This is a genomic window from Clostridium sp. C105KSO13 (assembly GCF_001517425.1).
GTDB lineage: Bacteria > Bacillota > Clostridia > Lachnospirales > Lachnospiraceae > Muricomes.
This window is the reverse complement of the sequence record NZ_FBWL01000096.1, coordinates 1-740: the sequence shown is the minus strand read 5'-3', so window position 1 is coordinate 740 and position 740 is coordinate 1. Positions and strand designations below refer to the sequence as shown.

The following is a 740-nucleotide window of genomic DNA, read 5'->3' as shown; positions in this document are numbered from 1 at the left end:
CGCAATGCTGCTATACTAAGCCTATCATTTCTTGAGGCATTTTTTATGCTTATGAATCAACCTACATTCTTCTGGTAATTCTTTTGACCAGGGCAGGTATTTATCCAGTATCTCTGGATGATTCAGATAGTCGTTATTGGGCATACTTTCCAGGATGTATTTCAGGTATTCATAAACATCCAGAGCATTGGCCCTGGCGGACTCTACTAATGTATAGAGAACGGCATTGGCCGTTGCACCTTTAGGTGTGTCTGCAAAAAGCCATGCACGTCTTGCGGTGGCAAAAGGCTTTATATTTGCCTCGCATAAATTATTCGAGATTGGCAGCCTGCCATCTTCTAAAAATGTTTCCAGATATTTTCTCTGGTTTTTAGAGTATCCTAGCGCAGTTGTCAGTTTTTCATTCGTAGTAGAAAGAGCCGCTGTTTCTTCCACCCACGACCAAAAGGCATCGAGGATGGGACGTGACGCATCCTGACGCTTCTGTTTTTTTTCTTCATAAGGCAGATCCTGAATCTCTTTCTCAACCTTAAAGAGAAGATTGATGAACTCCCTGCCTTCCGCTCCCTTGGACCCGGGGATTTCCTTTCCCTGATTATCCAACGGGATGCTTTCTATATAGTAACGCCGACAATGGGACCAGCATAGATTTCTTTTGATGTCTTCCACCTTTTCATACCCTATGTATGCATCCGTGGTCAGATATCCGTGAAATCCCCATAATAGGTCTTTTGCAACGT

General features: G+C 43.4%; 1 protein-coding gene. It reads right to left on the bottom strand.

Annotated features, from left to right (window positions below):
• Positions 1-24: 24 nt before the first annotated feature.
• Positions 25-740, bottom strand: a 716-nt coding sequence (locus BN3456_RS00565; RefSeq protein WP_141654478.1) for an IS66 family transposase, incomplete at its 5' end; no start/stop codon positions are given.